Source organism: Streptomyces sp. NPDC005374 (genome assembly GCF_042872225.1).
In the GTDB taxonomy this organism is placed as follows: domain Bacteria; phylum Actinomycetota; class Actinomycetes; order Streptomycetales; family Streptomycetaceae; genus Streptomyces.
Map to the genome: position 1 here is coordinate 267,831 of NZ_JBIAKA010000002.1, position 15,919 is coordinate 283,749.

Sequence of the window (15,919 nt, forward strand, 5' to 3'; positions counted from 1 at the left end):
ACCACAAGGAGCCGCGATGCGTGTCGCCCTGTTCCTGACCTGTGTCAACGACACGCTGTATCCGGACACCGGGCGCGCTGTGGTGAAACTGCTGACCAGGCTGGGCGTCGACGTCGACTTCCCGATGTCCCAGACCTGCTGCGGGCAGGCGCACTACAACACCGGCTACCGGCATGAGGCGGAACCGCTGGCCCGGCATTTCTCCGATGTATTCCGGGAGTACGAGGCGATCGTGACGCCGTCCGGCTCGTGCGGGGCGATGGTGCGGGAGCTGTATCCGCGGATGGGTGAGCGGGCCCGCGCCGAGGGCCGCGGGGAGGGCCTCGCGACCACGCTGGCACCCGTGGTGCCGAAGACGTTCGAGCTGACGGAGTTCCTGGTGGACGTGCTGGGGGTCACGGACGTCGGGGCGTACTACCCCCACACGGTGACCTACCACCCGACCTGTCACGGACTGCGTGGCCTCGGGCTTGGCGACCGGCCCCGGCGGCTGCTCCAGGCGGTCAGGGGGCTGGAGCTGAAGGAGCTTCCGGGCGCCGACGAGTGCTGCGGCTTCGGTGGCACCTTCGCCCTGAAGAACTCCGATGTCTCGGCGGCGATGGGCGCCGACAAGGTGCGCAACGCGGAGTCCACGGGCGCCGAGGTGCTGTGCGCGGCCGACAACTCCTGTCTCATGCACATCGGCGGCACGATGGGCCGGCTGGAGTCGGGCATGCGGCCGGTGCACATCGCGGAGATCCTGGCGAGCACGGAAGAGGAGCCGGCCGTATGAGCGGGACGTATCTGGGGATGCCGGCCTTCCCGAAGGCCGCGCACGAGGCCGTCAACAACAAGACGCTGCGCGGAAATCTGCGCCACGCCACGCACACGATCCGCGCCAAGCGGGAGAAGGCCGTCGCCGAGGTCTCCGACTGGGCGGAGCTGCGGGAGGCCGGCAAGCAGATCAAGGACCACACGCTGCGTCATCTCGACCGCTATCTCGTGCAGTTGGAGGAGTCGGTCGTGGCGGCGGGCGGCACCGTCCACTGGGCTGCCGACGCCGACGAGGCCAACGAGATCGTGACCAAGCTCGTCAAGATGACCGGCGAGTCGGAGGTCGTCAAGGCCAAGTCGATGGCCACGCAGGAGATCGGGCTCAACGAGGCCCTCGAAGCCGAGGGCATCCGCGCCTACGAGACCGATCTCGCCGAGCTGATCGTGCAGTTGGGCAAGGACCGGCCCTCGCACATCCTGGTCCCGGCCATCCACCGCAACCGGGGTGAGATCCGGGACATCTTCGAGCGCGAGATGAGCGAGTGGGGCCGCCCGGCCCCCGAGGGACTCACCGACACGCCCGCCGAACTGGCGGAGGCCGCACGGCTGCACCTGCGGGAGAAGTTCCTGCGCGCCAAGGTCGGCATCTCCGGCGCCAACTTCATGGTCGCCGACACCGGCACCCTGGTGGTCGTGGAGTCCGAGGGCAACGGCCGGATGTGTCTGACCCTGCCCGAGACGCTGATCTCGGTCGTCGGCATCGAGAAGATCGTGCCGACCTGGCAGGACCTGGAGGTCTTCCTCCAGACACTCCCCCGCTCCTCGACCGCCGAGCGCATGAACCCGTACACGTCCACCTGGACCGGCACCACCGACGAGGACGGCCCGGGGGCCTTCCATCTGGTGCTGCTCGACAACGGCCGCTCCGACACCCTCGCCGACGAGGTCGGCCGCCAGGCCCTGCGCTGCATCCGCTGCTCGGCGTGCCTGAACGTCTGCCCGGTGTACGAGCGGGCCGGCGGCCACGCCTACGGCTCGGTCTACCCGGGCCCGATCGGCGCCATCCTCAGCCCGCAACTGAGGGGCACCGCGAGCGAGATCGACGCCTCGCTGCCGTACGCCTCCTCGCTGTGCGGGGCCTGCTACGAGGTCTGCCCGGTCGCCATCGACATCCCCGAGGTGCTGGTGCATCTGCGGGAGCGGGTCGTCCAGGGCGGTCCGGTGGTCCGCGAGGGCAACAAGGTGGTGCTGAAGCCCGCCAAGGGTCACGCCGCCGAGCGCGCCGCGATGCGGGCGGCCCGTTGGGCGTTCGCCCACCCCGGCGCCCTGCGTGGCGGCCAGCGGCTGGCCTCGCGCACCCGGCGCCTGCATCCGCGCAGCCTGCCGGGTCCCGGCAAGGCGTGGAGCGGCACGCGGGATCTGCCGCCCGTGCCCGCGGAACCGTTCCGCGACTGGTGGCAGCGCACAGGCGGCGGCAAGGAGGGCGGCAAGTGAGCGGCAGGGAACGGATCCTGGGCCGGGTGCGGCGCGCGCTGGCCGATGTCTCCGGCGAGGACACCCCGATCGAGCGCGCCTATCTGCGGGAGCACGGCGACCGGAGCGTCGAGCAGACCGTGGAGCTGCTGGCGGAGAACCTCGCGGACTACCGGGCGATCGTGCACCGCTGTACGGCGGCCGACCTGCCGGCGACGCTCGCCGGGATGCTGGCGGCCCGCGGAGCGAAGACGGTCCTCGTCCCGCCGGGCCTGGAGCAGGCGTGGCTGGCCGAGGCCGACGCCGAGCAGCTCCCGGACCGGGCCGACAGCACCCCGCACGAACTGGACCGGATCGACAGCGTGGTCACGGCCTGCGCGGTGGCCGTCGCCGAGACCGGCACCATCGTGCTGGACGGCGGCCCGGACCAGGGCCGCCGCCGTATCACCCTCGTCCCGGACCATCACATCTGTGTCGTGCGGGTCCCGGACCAGGTGGTCTCCTCGGTGCCGCAGGCCCTCGAACTCCTCGACCCGACCCGCCCGTTGACATGGATCTCCGGTCCCTCGGCGACCAGCGACATCGAGCTGGACCGGGTCGAGGGGGTGCACGGTCCGCGCACCCTGGAGGTGGTGCTGGTGGACGGTCAGGCGAGCGCGGAGGTCAACTCGTAGCGCCCCGAGGGAAGTTCGAAGGACGCCGTGCCGTCCTCGAAGCCCAGGTACGTCACCCCCTTGACGCGTGCCAGAGGGGTGCGGCCCTCGCACACGGAGTCGGGGTCGGCCGTGGGGACGCGCAGGGTCGCGGTGCTGTTGGCGGGGACCGCGACCCGGTACGTGAACTCGTCCTCCCGCACCGCCCATTCGCTGACGATCTCGCCGTACGGCGACCGGTGCGAGCCGGAGACGCGGGTGATCCCGCCGGTCGGGTCGAGGTGGGGCCGCAGGAAGAAGTGCTTGAAGCCCGGGTGGGCCGGGTCGTTGGCGATACCGGCCATGCTCTCGTACATCCACTCCACGATCGCGCCGTAGGAGTAGTGGTTGAACGAGTTCATCTCCACCGGTCCGAAGCCGTCCTCCTTCGCGTACGAGTTCCAGCGCTCCCAGACCGTCGTCGCGCCGTTCCTCACCGAGTACAGCCAGGACGGCATCGCGTCCTGGTGCAGCACCTTGTACGCCAGCTCCACCTGGCCTTCGTCGGTGAGGACGGGGGCCAGGACGTTCACGCCGAGGAAGCCGACGGAGAGGGTGTTCTCCGCGTGTCCGACGCGGGTGCTGCCGGGGTGGGCGGCCTTGTAGGCGGAGTCGTTGCCGATGTTGTGGGCGAGGAGTTCGACGAGCCTGCGGCGCCGGCCCTCGGTGTCGTACAGACCGAGCTTGAGGACCCACAACAGCGCGGTCTGACTGTCGTCCTCGGTCCGGGTGGGACTGTCTCCGGGGGTCCACGGCGGCGGTGAGCCGAGGCTGGAACGCACGGTGAGGCGGCCGCCCTCGTCGCTCAGGTACTTGGTGACGAACGCCCGCTTGATGTGGTCGAAGAGCTCCTCGTAGGCGCGGGCTTCGATGGTGCGGCCGGTGGCGCGGGCCATGTCCGCCATGAGCCGGGCGCTGTAGGCGTAGTAGGCGTCGCTGATGAGCTGGGTGCTGGTGACCTGGAAGGCCAGCCAGTCGCCGAAGACCGCGCCCTGACCGGCGTAGGTGTCGCCGGTGCGTGCGTGGATCCAGTCCATGTAGGCCGTCATGGCGTCCCAGCTGCGGTCGACGATGGTGGTGTCACCGCTCATCTGCCACACGGTCCAGGGCACGACGACCCCGCAGTCCGCCCAACCGCTCGCCGGGACCTGCTCGTTGTAGCGGGCGCCGGGCGCGATCCAGGGGAACTGGGCGCCGTCGGCGCCGTAGGTGCGCTGGGAGTCGATCAGGATGTCCTGGAAGTTGCTCAGGAAGGCGACCGCGTCGGCGTTGTACATGCCCGTCCGGGCGAAGACCTGGGTGTCGCCTGTCCAGCCGCAGCGTTCGTCACGCTGCGGGCAGTCGGTGGGCACCCAGAGGTAGTTGCCGCGCTGGCCCCAACGGACGTTGCTGATCAGCCGGTTGACGTCGGGGTCGTCCGTGGTGAGGTCGCCGATGTCCTGGAGGGCGGAGGTGGCGACCTTGCCGGTCAGGTCGGTGAGGGTGACGGTGGCGGTCGTGGTCACCGAGAGGTAGCGGAAGCCGTAGAAGGTGAGGGAGTCCTGGTGGGTCTCGCCCTTCGGGTCGCCCTTGAGGATGTACGTGCTGGTGGCCTCGGCGGTGCGGAGGTTGGCCCGGTAGACGGAGCCCTCGGGGCCGTCGGCGCCCGCGCTGCTGTCGTTGAGCATCTCGCCCGGTGCGAAGGCGACTTGGGCGCCGGCCGGTCCGCGGAGGGTGTAGCGCGGGACGCCGACCATGTTCTGGCCGAGGTCGATCACTGCGGTGTCGCCGGGGTGCAGGGTGAGGGGGGCGGTGGCGGCTTCGGCGGGATCGGTGACGGTGCGGGTGGGGTCGAGGACGAAGTCGTCCCCGCCCGTGTAGACGGTGACCGACTGCGGTCTGCGATCCCACTTCGGCATCAGCCGGGCCGACTCGCCCGCATGGGCGACCAGTCGGGAGTCGGGGAACCTGGTGGTGAAGTCGTGTTCTTCGACTCCGGACCAGGCGGAGGTGTCGAAGCCGTTCGCCGTCCAGCCCGGCAGCTCCCTGCGGGCGTCGTAGGTCTGGCCGTCGTAGAGGTCGTCGGCCCGGTAGGGGCCGGTGTCCGTGGCCCGCCAGTCGTCGCCGGGCTCGGTGACGACGGTCTGCTGTGAGCCGTCCTCGTAGCGGATCAGGAGTTTGGCCTTGAGGGCGAGGCGGTTGCCGTCCTCGGAGCAGTAGACGCTGTGGTCGGAGACGCGGCCGTTGTACCAGCCGTTTCCCAGCACGGCCGCGAGGGTGACCTGCCGCTCCCCCACGAGCAGGCCGGTCACGTCGTAGGTGAAGTAGTTGACGGTGGTGTCGTAGTTGGTCCAGCCCGGGGTGAGGAGCTCGAGGGTGGTGGTGCCGTCCTGGGGCACGGTGACCCGGCGTCCGTTGACGTAGGCGTCGTACACGCCGAGCGCGGAGACGTAGAGCCTGGCGTCGCGAACCCGTCCCTGCGCGAGCTCCGCCTGCCTGCGGAGCAGGGGCGCGCCCGCGCTGTTGGCCGCCTTGCCCGCCATGGTGATCCACCGGGCGCCGTCCCAGCCGGTCACGCCGTCGGTGCTGAGCAGGCCGGTCTCGAAGCGGGCGGTCGGGGCCTCGGGGAGTGGGCGGCCGTTCTCGTCCCAGAGCTGGACCGTCCAGTGGTAGCGCGTCGAGGGGCGCAGGTCGGGGCCCGCGTAGCGCACGGCCACCGAGTCGGCCGCGTCGGTCCGGCCGCTGTCCCAGACGTCCGCGCGGCCGTCGGTGAGGCGGTCGGGCGTGGACGCCACCAGGATGCGGTAGGCCGTCTGGCGTCGGCCGCGGACCCGGGACGCGGTGCGCCAGCCGAATCCCGGACGGGCCGCGTCCACACCGAGGGGGTTGGTGCGGTGCTCCACGGTCAGGCCCTCGACGGCGGTGCGGTCGACTCCGTCGGTCATACCGGTGTCCCTTCGACTGCTGGGAGTTGTGTGGATTCCGCCCGGTGGGCGCTTGAAGCCAGTGGCTGTTCCGCCACGTGTCTACTGGCCCGGCGGGCTCAGCTGTCCCAGGCGCGCGTGAAAACCGTTCAAAAACGGATTCCGAGCTTCATCGGCCGATGTGGCGCGATGTGGCAGGTCGCGGCACATCAGCAGTAGACGATCGGGCAGCCGCGGCGCAGGGAGTGCTGGGCGGCGCGCAGGTACAGCGCCACGTAGAAGGCGGTGTCCAGGTCCTCACCCCACGGTCCCGGCCGGGCGGCGGCCGTGTCCTTGGCCGGGCCGTCCAGGAACCACATGGTCAGGTCGAGGTTGTCGCAGGCCTCCGGTATCTCGTCCACCGGCAGGCGGACGGCCGTGGCGAGCCGTTCGGCGAGGGCGAGGATCCGAGGGGCGCCGGCCACCAGGGTCGTGTCGGTGTAGGCGGTGCCGACCGGCAGCCGGATCTCCTCGTCGAGGGACAACGGCACCAGCAGTGACCAGCCGCAGAGCAGGTCGTGCTCCTTGCGCGACAGATGCTTGCGGCACAGCGCCTCGAACCCGTCCATGGAGGGGACCAGCTTCTCCTCGAACGACATCCCCGCCCCGCGCAGCACCCGCTCCGGCTCCTCGGGCACGGACTGGTACGGCGGCAGTCCGCGTCGGCTCAACTCCGCACCCAGCGCGGAGGCGAGAGCACCCTTGCCGCCTTCGTCCTCGTCCTCGTCGAACCACTCCCGCGCGCCCACGCTCACCAGATAGATCCCCATGCCCGAAAACGTACAGCGCGCCACTGACAACGCCCCATGGTCACGGTGCGGTCAGCAGGAGCGTGGGCAGCGTCCCCTCCACGATCCGCCGCCTGGGCAGCGACAGACCGAACTGCTCCTGGAGGACCTTCAGCGAGGTGCGGTGCACGGTCCGCCGGTCCAGGTCGTGGTCGGGGAGCCCGGCGGCGGCCAACCGGTCCTGCACGGCGGACGCCAGTCCGGGCTCGCCCTGGACCCCGTCGTATCCCCAGGAGCCGTCCAGGTGCAGGTTGAACGCGCACATCAGGCGCTCGTCGTGGCAGTAGGCGAACGTGGGGGGCACTGGTTTGCCGTTCTCCTCCTCGAACTCCAGGTGGAAGACGTGCAGTTCGCCGCGGTCGACACGGGGTGTGGCGCCGAACTGGGCCTGCCAGCAGCCGTACTTGATGACGTACGACCACTCACCGAGTTCTCCGTGGCGCAGGGCGATCTCCTGGTGCGTGCTGCCGAAGACGCCGTCCAGTACGTCCTGCGCCTGGTGGCCGGTCAGCTCTCCGATGAAGCGGGTTCCGGTCCTGCCCCGGAACGCGGTGGCGGCGACCCGCCGTGCCAGGGACTCCGATTCGAGGTCCCGCGCCATCACGACGCCGTATCCGCCCCAGGCGATGGACTGGGGCTCGGCGAGCCAGGCTATTCCGTCGGTCATGGCGGTCACCCTGTCGTATCCGCCGGGAGGTGTCACTGGGTACACCCCTCAAGACGGGTTCTGCGCCCAATGTGCCCCGGCCGCACGCTCCGTAGCTTCTTGAGCGAGGCACACGGCGTGCCGGACGGAGGGCGATGACGATGTTCCGCACGACTGCACGGCGTACGCACGACACGGGACCCGCCGCCGAGGCGCTGCGACTGGTCAAGGTCAGCAAGACCTACGGCACGGACGACAGTGCCGTGACCGCCCTGGACGGGATCACGCTGAGCCTGGGCCGGGGCACCTTCACCGCGGTGATGGGACCCTCGGGGTCAGGCAAGTCCACGTTGCTCCAGTGCGCGGCGGGTCTCGACCGGCCGGACAGCGGGATCGTGCGGGTGGACGGCACGGAGCTGACCGGCGGCGGCGAGGCGGAGCTGACGAGGTTCCGGCGGGGCCGCGTCGGCTTCGTGTTCCAGCAGTACAACCTGCTGGAGACGCTGACGGTCGCGCAGAACACGGTGCTGCCGCTGAAGCTCGCGGGTCGGAAGGTGAACCGGCGACGGGCCCAGGAGGTCCTCACCTCCGTCGGACTCGGTGACCGGCTCGGGCACCGGCCCGACCAGCTCTCCGGTGGTCAGCGGCAGCGCGTGGCGATCGCCCGTGCCCTGGTCGCCGACCCCCGGGTGATCTTCGCGGACGAGCCGACGGGCGCCCTGGACACCCGTAGTGCGCGGGATGTGCTGCGGCTGCTCCAGGAGGCGGTGCGGGTGCACGGCCGGACCGTGGTGATGGTGACCCACGACCCGGTCGCCGCCTCCTACGCCGACTCGGTGCTGTTCCTGGCGGACGGCCGGCTCGCGGGCCGGATGGACGCGCCGACACCGGACGCGGTGGCCGAACGCCTCGCGCACCTGGGCGACGCCATGACGGCGGGGGTGTGAGCGATGTTCACGCTGGCGATGCGGTCGATACGGCAACGGCCCGGACGGTTCCTCGCGACACTGCTGGCCGCCTTCCTGGGCGCGGGGATCATCATGACGTTCAACTCGCTGTACGACACGGCCGGACAGCCCGGTGTCGACGCGGTGAGCTCGGAGACGCTGACCACCTCCGCGAGTGTCGTCGGCGGTTACGGCACCCTCCTGGTGTTCTTCGCCGTGGCCTCGACGCTGACGATCAACGTCAGGCAGCGGGCGGGTGAGCTGGAGCTGCTGCGCTGCTCGGGGGCGACTCCTGGGCAGATGCGGCGCATGGTCGTGGGTGAGGCGGTCGCGGTCGCCCTGATCGGGGCCGTGCTGGCGATCGGGCCGGCGATGCTCGGCGGGCGGGCGCTCCTGGGCGCCTTCCAGGACAGCGGGCAGGTGGCTCAGGACGTCGACCCCTCATTCGGCGTCGTCGCGTTGATGTCGGGTGTCGACATCACGCTGATCGCTGCCGCGGGCGCCGCGTTCCTCGCCGTACGACGGGCCACGCGCGGGCGTCGGCAGCGGGGGCGGGCCCGGACGCTGCTCGCGTACGCGGCGCTCGGTCTCGGCGCCCTGTCCGCGATGTCCACCTTCGCCTTCTCGGCGAGCGACGAGGCACTCATGGCGACACCGGCGTACGGGGCGATCCTGCTGTCCGTGGGGTTCGCGCTGCTCGCGCCGAGGCTGCTGAAGAGTGCGCTGGACCGGCTGCCGTTGACCGGTGCGAGCGGGTGGCTGGCGGTGCGGAACCTGCGCCGGCGGGCGGACCATCTGTCCGGGATCCTGATGTCGCTGATCCTCTTCACGGCGGTGTCCGTCGCCACGCTGTACATGCAGGCCGTGGAGAGCGACGCCGTGCGGGCGGCGGGCACGGTCAGGACCGTCGAGGCGAAGAACCTGCAGACGCTGAACCTCACGGTCGTCGGCATCATCGCGGTGTTCGTCTGTGTGATGCTGGTCAACTCGCTGTACGCGGCGACGACCTACCGCGGCCGGGAGTTCGGGCAGCAGCGTCTCGCCGGGGCGACGCCGGGGCAGGTGCTCGGCACGGTGGGCGTGGAGGGGCTGGTTCTCACGGTCGTCGGGCTGTTCTTCGGCACGGTGGCGGCGCTGGCCGGAATCATTCCCTTCACCGTCGTGCGCACCGACTCCGTGCTGCCCCACCAGGGGCTCGGGATCTGGCTGTCAGTGGTGTCGATCGCTGCGGCGGCGACGGTCGGTACGAGTGTGGCCACGGCCCGGCGGGTGCTGCGGACTCCGGCGGTGGAGGCGGTGGGTCTGGCGGCGTGAGAACTCCGGCCAGGGGGGCGGTCACCTCGGTGGCGGCCCCCTTGTCCCTGCTGCATGCCGGCCGCGTCCAGCGCGGTCGGCATGGCCGCTGCCCGGCCCCGGACCACGTGACAGAAGCGGTGAACAAGCGCTTAGATAGGTGTCCTGGACACCTGTTCGTACCCGCGCCGGAGGCCCCGTTGCTGTTCACATCCGTCGACGACGTCTCCGCTCGCCTCGCCGAGACCGGCTACCTCGCCTCCCCCGCGGTCGCCACGACCGTCTTCCTCGCCGACCGGCTCGGCAAGCCGCTCCTGGTGGAGGGCCCCGCCGGGGTCGGCAAGACCGAGCTGGCCAAGGCGGTGGCCGAGGTCGCCGCCGCACAGCTGGTCCGGCTCCAGTGCTACGAGGGGGTCGACGAGTCCCGCGCGCTGTACGAGTGGAACCACGCCAAGCAGCTGCTGCGGATCAGCGCCGGCCGGGACGAGACCTGGGACGAGGCGCGCACCGACATCTTCAGCGAGGAGTTCCTGCTCTCCCGGCCCCTGCTGACGGCGATCCGCGGCGACGAGCCCAAGGTCCTCCTCATCGACGAGACCGACAAGGCGGACGTCGAGGTCGAGGGCCTGCTCCTGGAGGTGCTCAGCGACTTCCAGGTCACGGTTCCCGAACTCGGCACCATCACCGCCTCCCGCCGCCCCTTCGTCGTCCTCACCTCCAACGCCAGCCGCGAGCTGTCGGAGGCCCTGCGCCGCCGCTGCCTGTTCCTGCACATCGGGTTCCCCGAGGAGGAGCTGGAGCGGCGGATCGTACGGCTGAAGGTGCCCGGTCTCGACGAGGTGCTGGCCAGGTCCGTGGTGCGGGTCGTGGGGGCGCTGCGGGCCATGGACCTGCGCAAGGTGCCCTCGGTCGCCGAGACCATCGACTGGGCGCGCACCCTCCTCGCGCTCGGCGCGGACCATCTGGACGAGACGGTCGTACGGGACACCCTGGGTGTGCTCCTCAAGCATCAGGACGACATCCTCAAGGCCGGGGCCAAGCTCGACCTGGACGCGGTGTGAGCACCGCCGAGCGGCTCACCTCCCTGGTCGGTGCGCTGCGCGCGCACGGGGTGCGCATCGGGACGGGCGAGACCGTGGACGCGGCGCAGGCGGTCGAGGCGCTCGGGCTGGCGGACCGGGAACGGCTGCGGGAGGGACTGGCGGCGACGCTGCTGCACGGGACGGCCCAACGGCAGGTGTTCGACCCGGTCTTCGACCTGTACTTCCCGCGGGGCGTCGGTGCTCCCGAGGAGGTTTCCGCGGGCCGGGAGGACATGCGCGAGCGGCTCGCCGAAGCCCTCGCCGCGAACGACGAGGCGCTGATGGGCCGATTGGCGGCGCAGGCGGTCGACGGGTTCGGCGGCTACGGCAACTCCCCGGCGTCGGACGGCTGGTCGTCGTACCAGACGCTCGAATGGCTGCGGCCGCAGACGCTGCTCGCGCCCGTCCGTGACACCCTTCGCGCGCGGCAGGGCGCTTCGGGGTTCGCCGACCGGCTCCTTGAGGACGAGATCCGGCGGCGCATCGAGGCGTTCCGCGCGCTGGTGGCAGCGGAGGCCCGGCGGCGGGTCGCGGAACGGCGCGGCAGGGACGAGATCGCACGGCGGACGGTCGCCACGACCACCGACCGCGTCGACTTCCTGTTCGCCGGGAAGGACCGGCTGGCCGAACTACGGCGCACCGTCCAGCCGTTGGCCCGCAAGCTCGCCACCCGGCTCGCGGCCCGCCGCCGTCGTGCCGCGCGGGGCAGTATCGATCTGCGGCGCACTCTGCGCGGTTCGTTGTCGACGGGCGGGGTGCCGATGAAGCCGGTGCTGCGGCGGCGTCGGCCGGCCCGTCCCGAACTGGTGCTGCTGTGCGATGTGTCGGGCTCGGTGTCGGGGTTCTCGGACTTCACGATGCTGCTGGTGCAGGCACTGCACGACCAGTTCAGCAAGGTGCGGGTGTTCGCCTTCGTCAACCGGCTCGACGAGGTCACCCGGCTCCTCGAACACGGCGCGGCCGACCCGGAGGGACTCGGCGGACGCATCCGGGCCGAGGCCACGCTCACGGGCTGGCACGGCAGCAGTGACTACGGCGTCGCGCTGGGCGAGTTCGCCGAGCGCCACGGTGACGCGGTGAGCCCGCGCACCACGGTGTTCGTGCTCGGTGACGCCCGCACCAACATGAGCGACCCGAACCTGTCGGCCGTACGCGAGATCGCCGAACGGGCGCGCCGTGTCTACTGGTTGAACCCGGAAGCGCGGGGCCAGTGGGGCACGGGTGACTCGGCCGCGTACGAGTACGCCGAGCTGGTGGAGATGCACGAGTGCCGCAATGTGCGGCAGCTCAGCGCACTGGTGGGACGGCTGCTGCCGATCTGACGGCCTCCCCCGCAGGCTCTTCAGGAGGCAGGCGAGGCGGCCGGACTCGCCGTCGCCGAGTGCCGCTCCACCCTCCGCAGCGCCCTCAACTGGTCCATCACCCACAACCAGGGCAGGAGGCGGGCGGCATGAGCACCCCTCCCCGCCCCCTCCGCCGGCTCGCCGGGCGGGAGATCCACCCGTCACCTGACCCCGCCGTGCGCGGACCCGGCAGACGACTCGGCCCGGCCGACCGCGGGTACAGCGCCCCGGGTTCCACGAGGGCGCACGTGTGCGCGGCCCGGCCCGCTGCCCTGGTCATGCGGTCGGCTGTTCTCTCCGTGCGCCCGCCGGCGCGTGCTCCGGCTCCCGGCGCAGACGGCCACGGAGAACCTCGCGATGCTGCGGGAACCCACCCGGGCACGGGAAGATCCCCCTGCGGCCAAGCGGGCACAGCCGCTGAGCGAGGCTGCCGAGGCCGTCCGGCAGCCAGAGACAGAGCACGGGCGGGCAGTCGATCAACGGTGCAGGACGAGGCGGCCCAGGGCGTGAGCGCCCCGCCTCACTTGCTCTTCGCGTAGTCCGTCGCCATGCCGCCCGCGAAGTCGTAGACCACGCACTGCTCGTCGCCGACGACCCAGGCGTCGTGTCCGGGTGCCACCACGAAGATGTCCCCGGGGCCCAATTCGCCCTCGCCGCCGTCGTCCATGGCGATGCGCATACGGCCCTGGACCACGTAGCCGTTGTGGTGGACCTCGCAGCTCTTGGTCCCCGCGATCGGGGCCACGGACTGGGACCAGCGCCAGCCGGGTTCGAAGGTGCCCACGGCGAAGTCCAGTCCGGTCATGTGGACCGCTTCGAGATGCCCCTTGGGGAAGTCCCGGCGCTCGTCCGGCTTGTCGAGCGTCTTCACCTCAAACATGACGGCTCTCCCTTCCGGCCGTGTTCGACACGGCCGGGGCCGGTCTCCGTCTCCCGCCCGTCCCGGGCGGCACCGGCGGGGTCCTGGCCCCACCACTCCATCGTCCGCCCGGCCCGTCGGGGCCGCCATTCGGGGGACCGAATTCAGACCTCACCCGCGCAGAGGCGCGCGAAGCGCTCGGCGTCGACATTGCCCCCGGAGACGATCACGCCGACCCGGTCCGGCAGGCCTTCCACCCGGCCGCCGAGCAGGGCGGCCAGCGCGCTGGCGCCACTCGGCTCGAGGACGATCTTCAGCCGCTCGAAGGCGAACCGCATGGCCTCCCTGATCTCGTCGTCGCGGACCAGGGCGATCTCGTCGACCAGCCGCCGGTTCACCGAGAAGGTCAGCTCGCCAGGGGTGTCGATGGCCTGTCCGTCGGCGATGGTCCTGGGCACGGGGACGCTGATCCGCCGCCCCGCCTCCAGGGACCGCTTGGTGTCGTCACCGGCCTCCGGCTCCACGCCGATCATGCGGATGCCCGGGTTCCGCCCCTTGGCCGCGGTCGCACTCCCCGCCATCAGCCCACCGCCCCCGACCGGCGCGAGCAGGGCGCCCAACTCCCCTGTCTCCTCGAGGAGTTCGAGGGCAGCCGTGCCCTGTCCCGCCATCACGTGCGGGTGTTCGTACGGCGGGATGAGCGTCAGCCCCCGCTCTGCGGCCAGGGCCTCGGCGATGGCCTCGCGATCACCGGTGTAGCGGTCGTAGGTGACGATCTCGGCGCCGTAGCCCTCGGTGGCGGCCCGCTTGGATCGCGGGGCGTCCCCGGGCATGACGATCACCGCGGTGGTGCCGAGCTCCCGGGCGGCCAGGGCCACGGCCTGGGCGTGGTTCCCGGAGGAGTAGGCGGCGACACCCCGGGCCAGCTGGTCCGGAGTGAGCCGGGAGGCCGCGTTGTAGGCGCCGCGGAACTTGAAGGCGCCGACCCGCTGGAAGTTCTCGCACTTGAGGAAGACCTGGGCACCGACCAGCGCGTCGAGGGTCCGGGAGCGCAGCACGGGGGTGCGGTGCGCGATGCCCTTGAGCCGGGCGGCCGCGTCCAGGACGTCGTCCAGGGTGACCGGCGGGGTGGTGGTCGTCACGGGTGTCCTCCGGCGCTCGGCTGTTTTCGGGACTGGGACAGATAGCTGTAGGCGGAGGCGCGCGAGATCCCGAGCCGTCCGGCCACCTGCTCGATCGCGCGCCGCACCGCGAAGACACCTCTTTCGTCCAGGCTCCGGAACAGGTCGAGGCGCCCGGTGCGGTCGAGCAGCGCCCACGACTGGTGCCGGTGCGCGTCGAGCATGACGTCGACGACGGCGTCGATGTCGTCGCCGAAGGTGGTGACGGGGGGTTCGGCGGGGGTCGTCCCGATTCCGGCCAGCGCTCCCAGCAGGGCGTGGACCTCGCTCGCCGCGCCGACGTCGACATTGACGCACAGGGCACCGAAGACCGTGCCCGAGGAGTCCCGCAGCGGCATCGTCGACGACTTGACCAGCTTGCCGGTGTCGGTCCGGGTGACGTAGTTCAGCTCGTCGGCCGCCTCGTCGCCGCGGGCGACCATCCGCATGCCGATCTCGCTCATGGCCCCGCCCACCGCGCGCCCGGTCACCGAGCCGGCGATGGCCACCACCGACTTCTCCGGACTCCGGTAGTCGTGCAGCACCACCTCGCACAGCGGGCCGAAGGTCGCGGCGATGCCGTGGACGACAGGTGTGAGCGCGGCAAGGATCGCATCCCGCTCGGTCATCGTCCCGCCCCTTCCAGCTCCGACAGTTCCATCAGACTAGCAATCCAAGCACTGGACCACCAGTCCAAACCGTTCACTCTTCCGTGTTGGCCGTGGATCTTGACGGCTCGAATGTTACCGGTAACATCAACGTTCATGTCCTCGACGACGGCGCCCGCGCGCACACCGGTCTTCAGTCCGGCCGCAGTGGTCGCCTCCTGCGTCGGCTTCGTCCTCATCGGCGTGCTCCAGGCCCTGTACGGCCCGGCGATCCCCGCGTTCCGCGCGGAGTTCGGGCTGTCTCCTTCCCAGGCCGGGCTCGGTCTCAGCGCCCACTTCGGCGGCGGCGTCGCCGGCGTCCTGCTGTTCGACCGGCTCCACGGCCGGATCGGCAACCGGCAGCTCCTCGGCGCCTCGTACCTCCTGATGGCCGTAGGCGCCGCGGGCTTCGCGCTGGCGCCGAACTGGCCGAGCGCCCTGTCCGCTGCACTGCTGGCCGGCCTCGGTTTCGGTGGCATCGACTACGGCCTCAACCAGTTGTTCGCGGTCGGCTTCGGCCACCGTTCGACCGCGATGCTCAACATCCTCAACGCGCACTTCGGCGTGGGGGCGATCCTGGGTCCGGCACTCGTCGCGGCGGTGGGTTCCGGGCACTATCCCGCGGTCTTCCTCGGATTCGCACTGGTCACCCTGCCGTTGCTGCTGTGCCTCAAAGGCGTGCAGGACCGGGCGCCACATCCGTCCGACCCGGCTGTCGACTCCTCGGGCGCCCTCGGCCGCAGTCTGGTCTCGGTGCTCTGCGTGTTCGTGGCGCTCTACGTCCTGCACGTCGGCGTCGAAGCCGGCGTCGGCGGCTGGGAGCCCACGCATCTGGAGACCGTCGGATACGGCGCCGGGGTGGCCGCGACCGCCACCTCCGTCTACTGGCTGATGATGACCGTGGGCCGTTTCCTGGTCGCCCCGATCGCTCTGCGGTTCTCCGCACAGGCCATCATCACCGTGTCCTGCGCGGGCATGACGGCCTGTCTCCTCCTGGCGTCCGTGCGGGAGTTGGCACCGTACGCGTACGCGGGCGTCGGTCTGTTCATCGCCCCGATCTTCCCGACCGGCCTGCCCTGGCTGCACCGGGCGGCCCCCGGCGCCCGCCGGGCCGGTGCCCTGGTCATCGCCGCGTCGATGGTCGGCGGGGTGGCGGCGGGACCGGCGCTGGGCAAGGCCATCGAGTGGTCCGGGATCCGGGCCGTTCCGCTCCTGCTGAGCGGTGTCTCGGCGCTGTGCCTGGCCGCCACGCTCTGGCTCATCCGCACCACCCGTCCGCACTGAACTCCCCACC

At 71.3% G+C, this 15,919-nt stretch carries 14 protein-coding genes and 1 pseudogene; 9 read left to right on the plus strand and 6 right to left on the minus strand.

Annotated elements, in window-relative coordinates; genetic code table 11:
• Positions 1–16 precede the first annotated feature (16 nt).
• Genes ACFYRX_RS06690 through ACFYRX_RS06700 form a run of 3 tightly spaced genes read left to right on the plus strand, consistent with a single transcriptional unit; the run spans position 17 to position 2,900 of the window.
• Positions 17–772, plus strand: a complete 756-nt coding sequence (locus ACFYRX_RS06690; protein WP_389097219.1) for a (Fe-S)-binding protein — start codon at positions 17–19, stop codon at positions 770–772.
• The gene (locus tag ACFYRX_RS06695; protein WP_389097220.1) at positions 769–2,247 is read left to right on the plus strand and encodes a LutB/LldF family L-lactate oxidation iron-sulfur protein; all 1,479 of its coding nucleotides are present in this window, start codon (positions 769–771) and stop codon (positions 2,245–2,247) included. Before ACFYRX_RS06690 ends, ACFYRX_RS06695 begins: the two co-directional genes overlap by 4 nt.
• Entirely contained in the window at positions 2,244–2,900 is a 657-nt protein-coding gene (locus ACFYRX_RS06700; protein ID WP_389097221.1) for a lactate utilization protein C, read from the plus strand. Before ACFYRX_RS06695 ends, ACFYRX_RS06700 begins: the two co-directional genes overlap by 4 nt.
• Here the strand turns inward: ACFYRX_RS06700 and ACFYRX_RS06705 are convergent.
• The 3 genes from ACFYRX_RS06705 to ACFYRX_RS06715 form a co-directional block, all read right to left on the minus strand.
• A complete protein-coding gene (locus ACFYRX_RS06705; protein WP_389097222.1) occupies positions 2,873–5,842 on the minus strand; it encodes a family 78 glycoside hydrolase catalytic domain in 2,970 nt (989 codons plus the stop codon). The two genes, ACFYRX_RS06700 and ACFYRX_RS06705, sit on opposite strands and share 28 nt — an antisense overlap.
• Before the next feature lie 188 nt (positions 5,843–6,030).
• A complete protein-coding gene (locus ACFYRX_RS06710; protein ID WP_389097223.1) occupies positions 6,031–6,630 on the minus strand; it encodes a hypothetical protein in 600 nt (199 codons plus the stop codon).
• 40 nt (positions 6,631–6,670) lie between these two features.
• Positions 6,671–7,315, minus strand: a complete 645-nt coding sequence (locus ACFYRX_RS06715) for a hypothetical protein (RefSeq protein WP_389097224.1) — start codon at positions 7,313–7,315, stop codon at positions 6,671–6,673.
• A 134-nt stretch (positions 7,316–7,449) separates the two neighbouring features.
• Here ACFYRX_RS06715 and ACFYRX_RS06720 point away from each other — a divergent pair, with 134 nt between their 5' ends.
• The 5 genes and pseudogenes from ACFYRX_RS06720 to ACFYRX_RS06740 all read left to right on the plus strand — a co-directional run.
• Positions 7,450–8,241 (plus strand): ABC transporter ATP-binding protein, encoded by a 792-nt coding sequence (locus tag ACFYRX_RS06720; RefSeq protein ID WP_389097225.1) that lies wholly within the window; start codon positions 7,450–7,452, stop codon positions 8,239–8,241.
• A 3-nt stretch (positions 8,242–8,244) separates the two neighbouring features.
• Positions 8,245–9,555, plus strand: coding sequence for an FtsX-like permease family protein (locus ACFYRX_RS06725; protein WP_389097226.1), 1,311 nt, complete (start codon positions 8,245–8,247; stop codon positions 9,553–9,555).
• Positions 9,556–9,737: 182 nt separating this feature from the next.
• Entirely contained in the window at positions 9,738–10,595 is an 858-nt protein-coding gene (locus ACFYRX_RS06730; protein ID WP_389097578.1) for an AAA family ATPase, read from the plus strand.
• Positions 10,592–11,938 carry a VWA domain-containing protein gene (locus ACFYRX_RS06735; protein ID WP_389097227.1) on the plus strand — a complete coding sequence of 449 codons (1,347 nt, stop codon included), beginning with the start codon at positions 10,592–10,594 and terminating at the stop codon, positions 11,936–11,938. Before ACFYRX_RS06730 ends, ACFYRX_RS06735 begins: the two co-directional genes overlap by 4 nt.
• A 12-nt stretch (positions 11,939–11,950) precedes the next feature.
• Positions 11,951–12,070 (plus strand): annotated as a pseudogene (locus tag ACFYRX_RS06740) (DNA primase); the annotation flags it as partial.
• Positions 12,071–12,479: 409 nt separating this feature from the next.
• Here ACFYRX_RS06740 and ACFYRX_RS06745 read toward each other — a convergent pair.
• The 3 genes from ACFYRX_RS06745 to ACFYRX_RS06755 form a co-directional block, all read right to left on the minus strand.
• Entirely contained in the window at positions 12,480–12,839 is a 360-nt protein-coding gene (locus ACFYRX_RS06745) for a cupin domain-containing protein (protein WP_389097228.1), read from the minus strand.
• A 143-nt stretch (positions 12,840–12,982) separates the two neighbouring features.
• Positions 12,983–13,960 carry a threo-3-hydroxy-L-aspartate ammonia-lyase gene (locus ACFYRX_RS06750; protein ID WP_389097229.1) on the minus strand — a complete coding sequence of 326 codons (978 nt, stop codon included), beginning with the start codon at positions 13,958–13,960 and terminating at the stop codon, positions 12,983–12,985.
• Positions 13,957–14,607, minus strand: a complete 651-nt coding sequence (locus tag ACFYRX_RS06755) for a transcriptional regulator (protein WP_389097230.1) — start codon at positions 14,605–14,607, stop codon at positions 13,957–13,959. The genes ACFYRX_RS06750 and ACFYRX_RS06755 overlap by 4 nt, the downstream gene beginning before the upstream one ends.
• Before the next feature lie 135 nt (positions 14,608–14,742).
• Here ACFYRX_RS06755 and ACFYRX_RS06760 point away from each other — a divergent pair, with 135 nt between their 5' ends.
• Positions 14,743–15,909, plus strand: coding sequence for an MFS transporter (locus ACFYRX_RS06760; RefSeq protein WP_389097231.1), 1,167 nt, complete (start codon positions 14,743–14,745; stop codon positions 15,907–15,909).
• Positions 15,910–15,919 lie beyond the last annotated feature (10 nt).

What these genes read in the sequence shown, in the direction of transcription:
- ACFYRX_RS06690 (WP_389097219.1), top strand. Translation starts at nt 17, where the DNA reads ATGCGTGTCGCCCTGTTCCTGACCTGTGTCAACGACACGCTGTATCCG.
- ACFYRX_RS06695 (WP_389097220.1), top strand. Translation starts at nt 769, where the DNA reads ATGAGCGGGACGTATCTGGGGATGCCGGCCTTCCCGAAGGCCGCGCAC.
- ACFYRX_RS06705 (WP_389097222.1), bottom strand. Translation starts at nt 5,842, where the DNA reads ATGACCGACGGAGTCGACCGCACCGCCGTCGAGGGCCTGACCGTGGAG.
- ACFYRX_RS06710 (WP_389097223.1), bottom strand. Translation starts at nt 6,630, where the DNA reads ATGGGGATCTATCTGGTGAGCGTGGGCGCGCGGGAGTGGTTCGACGAG.
- ACFYRX_RS06715 (WP_389097224.1), bottom strand. Translation starts at nt 7,315, where the DNA reads ATGACCGACGGAATAGCCTGGCTCGCCGAGCCCCAGTCCATCGCCTGG.
- ACFYRX_RS06720 (WP_389097225.1), top strand. Translation starts at nt 7,450, where the DNA reads ATGACGATGTTCCGCACGACTGCACGGCGTACGCACGACACGGGACCC.
- ACFYRX_RS06725 (WP_389097226.1), top strand. Translation starts at nt 8,245, where the DNA reads ATGTTCACGCTGGCGATGCGGTCGATACGGCAACGGCCCGGACGGTTC.
- ACFYRX_RS06745 (WP_389097228.1), bottom strand. Translation starts at nt 12,839, where the DNA reads ATGTTTGAGGTGAAGACGCTCGACAAGCCGGACGAGCGCCGGGACTTC.
- ACFYRX_RS06755 (WP_389097230.1), bottom strand. Translation starts at nt 14,607, where the DNA reads ATGACCGAGCGGGATGCGATCCTTGCCGCGCTCACACCTGTCGTCCAC.
- ACFYRX_RS06760 (WP_389097231.1), top strand. Translation starts at nt 14,743, where the DNA reads ATGTCCTCGACGACGGCGCCCGCGCGCACACCGGTCTTCAGTCCGGCC.